Annotated in this window: 3 protein-coding genes; 2 read left to right on the top strand and 1 reads right to left on the bottom strand. The window is 61.1% G+C overall.

Annotated elements, in window-relative coordinates:
- Positions 1-830: 830 nt before the first annotated feature.
- Positions 831-1,730, bottom strand: a complete 900-nt coding sequence (locus tag EN893_RS23605; protein ID WP_127269705.1) for a LysR family transcriptional regulator — start codon at positions 1,728-1,730, stop codon at positions 831-833.
- Positions 1,731-1,918: 188 nt separating this feature from the next.
- On the opposite strand from EN893_RS23605, the gene EN893_RS23610 reads away from it, so the two are divergent.
- Both EN893_RS23610 and EN893_RS23615 read left to right on the top strand, forming a co-directional pair.
- A complete protein-coding gene (locus tag EN893_RS23610; RefSeq protein ID WP_127269703.1) occupies positions 1,919-3,202 on the top strand; it encodes a serine hydrolase domain-containing protein in 1,284 nt (427 codons plus the stop codon).
- A 32-nt stretch (positions 3,203-3,234) separates the two neighbouring features.
- Positions 3,235-3,747: NAD(P)H-binding protein (locus tag EN893_RS23615; protein ID WP_164901048.1), on the top strand; the 513-nt coding region annotated here is incomplete at its 3' end.

Raw genomic sequence — 3,747 nt, forward strand, 5'->3', positions numbered from 1 at the left:
CGGATGGAACGAGCGCATTGCGGGCAGTTCGATTCCTTTCGCGCCGCCCCGTGTTGTAAAGCAGTTTGATCGGCAGTCCTCGGGAGCCCATTATAAATCAATGAATTCAAGGAGATCGACGGATTCGTCAACCTGATTTGGCTAACCGAGGCAAATAAAACACGATACCTTATTGATAAATAAGATAATGGTGGGCCCGGAGGATGTTTGGAAAATAAATCAAATCAAGCGGTTAGAGGTCGGTGGGACCGCGCAGCATTCAAATCTGTTCCAATGTTTTTCAATGTTTTTGTCCCACCACATGACGCCCGTAGGATCCAGAGCGACCTGGGTTCAGCTGCACGAACTCGGATGCCGACAAGGTCAAAGTTGCACCAAAAGCGGTTCTCCCTCAGGCCATCTCTAAATGTCGGGTTTGGGGCCGGAAGGAGACTGGCAGGTTCTGGAAAGCGAGGCCAAGAAGGCAGACTTACGCGGTAAGGCGCGCCGGGCATCCGGTGAATCACAGACATCCTGGCGTCAGATGAGATCAGGACCAAAGGCTGACGTGGCTGGGTACGGGAGACTTTGGACTTCCGTTGGCATGTGGTCTGTCGGCTAAAGATTTTGGCAAGTCATCACGAAAAAGCAGATAAGAGCCAATTCCGAATTTCAAGCGGCCCGACCAGGCGATGATATCCAGCGGCTGAGGCGTCGATTGCATTTCGGCCGCTCGACCGATGGTGACCGGCTCCCCGTCGGCTCATATGACCGATATGGAACACCATCATGCGAGGCAGCAAGCATTTTTTCCGGCGGCAGCTAGGGCCGTGCGGCAAGAATGCCCCGCGCTACTCCGCCGCGATCCGTTGAACAAAATCCAGAAAAGCGCGCACTTTTGCAGGCGGCATGTGGCGTGACGGATGATAGGCGTAAAGCGGAAACTGCTCGTCTGACCATTCCGCCAGGATCGTCGCGAGCGCCCCGCTCTCAAGCCACTCGTCCAGGCCGATGGCAAGGCTCTGGAATATGCCTTGCCCCGCGAGACCGGCCGCGACGGCGGCGGAGGGATCGTCCAAGACCAACCGCCCCGACGCCTTGATCTCGATGGCCCCGTTATCCCCTCGGAATTCCCAGGTGAACGGCCGCCCGGTCTGCGGGTCGCGGAATAGGATGCAATCGTGGTGCATCAGGTCGTGGGGCGTGGCTGGAATGCCGTGACGGTCGAGATAGCTTGGGGCGGCACAGGTAAGCACCGGGACGTCCAGCAGTTTGCGCGCGATCAGCGAGGATTCGTCCGGCGGACCGAAGCGCACGGCGACATCCGCGCCGCTCATCAACTCTTCGCGATAGTTGCTGGTGGTCAGATCGAGCGACAGTGCGGGGTAGCGTGCCAGGAATTCACCGATCCTCGGCGCCAGCACCATTCGCGCGAACCAGGGATCGATCGATACCCTGAGCCGCCCGCCCACGAATGCCGCCGAACCGGCGGCTTCGGAGGCCGCCTCCTCCAGTCCGGCCAGCAGCGGCATTATCCGGGCATGGAAGCGCGCGCCCTCCTCCGTCAGCGCGACCTCGCGCGGATTGCGGTCGAACAACCTGACACCGACACGTTGTTCGAGCCTCGCCACCGCACGGCTGACCCCCGATGGCGTGAGACCGAGAACATCCGCGGCCCGCACGAAATTGCCCGCTTCCATCACCGCCCCGAAAACACCGACCCCGGTCAGCAGCCGCGTGTCGAAACTCATGCCCTAACTCCGTTGCAAGGTCGATGATCGTTAATAGCCCATCATGATGATTTTGAGTCATCTTATCTTTGATCTTATTGCGCGTGAATCATCGCGTCGCTTCCCATAGATGATTTTTGAGCGCCGGGACGGCGCCGGCGGCACACCGGACCGCGGAAGTCTCCGACCTTGCGAGAAGGAATTCATCCATGAATGCGATCTCACGCAGAAGCCTGTTGGCGCGTGGCGGCCTTTTGCTGGCGGCGGGCGCCGCCGCGGTGAACACGCCGGTTCACGCACTGGCGGCCAACCGGCAAGCGCGGTCCGGCAACTTCAAGTCCATCAACATGGCCATGGAACAGGCGGTGCGCGACGGGATCGTCGCCGGCGTCGTTGCCACCGCGGCAGGACCAGACAGCATGATCTACGAAGGAACCTTCGGAAAGGCCAGTACGGCCACCGGAGCAACGATGCGCGCTGATACGGTATTTTGGCTGTTGTCCATGACGAAGGCCTTCACCGCCACGGCCTGCATGCAGCTAATCGAGCAGGGCAGGATCAATCCCGAGGACGATGCGGCGAAATATCTGCCGGAACTCGCCAATCCGATGGTGCTGGAGGGCTTCGACGGCCACGGCCAGCCGCGCCTGCGCCCGGCCAAGCTGGCCATCAAGGTGCGTCACCTGCTCACACACACCTCCGGCTATACCTATTCGATCTGGAGCGATGCACTAACCCGCTACGAGAACGTCACCGGCATGCCGGACATCGCCACGTGCAAGAACGGCGCCTTTCTGGCACCGCTCGAATTCGATCCCGGCGAACGCTGGCAATACGGCATTAGCATGGACTGGGTCGGAAAGCTGGTTGAGGCGGTCAGCGACCAGTCTCTGGAAGTCTATTTCCGCGAGAACATCTTCGCCCCGCTCGGCATGACCGATTCAGGCTTCCTGATCGGAAGCAAGCAGAAGGCCAGGGTCGCCACCTTCCACAACCGTCGCGAAGACGGCGGCCTGACGCCCGCGCCCTTCGAAATGCCCCAGCGGCCGGAATTCTTCATGGGCGGCGGCGGCGGCTTCAGTACGCCGCGCGACTACATGGCCTTCCTGCGGATGCTGCTGAACGGAGGCACTCATAAAGGCGTACGGGTGCTGAAGCCGGAAACGGTCGCGTCGATGATGCGCAACCAGATCGGCGACCTCGACGTCCATGCCATGAGGACTGCCCAGCCTGCCTATTCGCAGAGCTTCGACCAGTTTCCCGACGAGCCCCACAAGTGGGGATATTCGTTCGACATCAACACGCTGCCCGGTCCGAACGGTCGGTCGGCAGGCAGCATTTCCTGGGCCGGCCTGCTCAACTGCTATTTCTGGCTCGACCCGGTCAGGAAGGTGACCGGCGCCATCTTCACCCAGCTCCTGCCCTTCTACGACCAAAAGGTCGTGAAGCTCTACGGCACATTCGAGCGCGGCCTCTACGACGGCCTCGCCTGATCCATCCCGATTTCAACACAAGGAGACATATCATGTATGCGATTACAGGAATAACTGGCAAGGTCGGCGGCGCGCTGGCGAAAGCCCTGATCGAAGCCGGAGAACCGGTCCGTGCGGTGCTGCGCGATCCCGCCAAGGCGGAAATCTGGCGCAAGCGCGGGTGTGAAATCGCCTTCGCCGAGATGGGCGCCGCCGCCCAGCTTGCTGCCGCCTTCAAGGGCGCCACTGGCGTTTTCATTCTGCCGCCGTCGGAATTCGACCCTGCGCCCGGCTATCCGGAAGCGGCCAAGCAGAATGAGGTGCTGACGACCGCTCTCCTTGCTGCGCGCCCGGAAAGGGTCGTCTGCCTCTCCACCATCGGCGCCGACGGGGAAGTGGACAATCTGTTGAGCCAACGGGCGATGCTGGAAGAAGCCCTCGGCGAGCTCGATTTTCCCGTCACCTTCCTGCGGCCCGGCTGGTTCATGGAAAATGCGGCCTGGGACGTCGCGCCGGCCCGCGACGAAGGCGTGCTGCACAGCTTCCTCCAGCCGGCTGACAAGACC

Source organism: Mesorhizobium sp. M7A.F.Ca.CA.004.04.2.1, assembly GCF_004022825.1.
In the GTDB taxonomy this organism is placed as follows: Bacteria; Pseudomonadota; Alphaproteobacteria; order Rhizobiales; family Rhizobiaceae; genus Mesorhizobium.

Bases quoted from the DNA above. Each gene is read 5' to 3' on its own strand.
- EN893_RS23605 (WP_127269705.1), bottom strand. From the start codon at position 1,730: ATGAGTTTCGACACGCGGCTGCTGACCGGGGTCGGTGTTTTCGGGGCG.
- EN893_RS23610 (WP_127269703.1), top strand. From the start codon at position 1,919: ATGAATGCGATCTCACGCAGAAGCCTGTTGGCGCGTGGCGGCCTTTTG.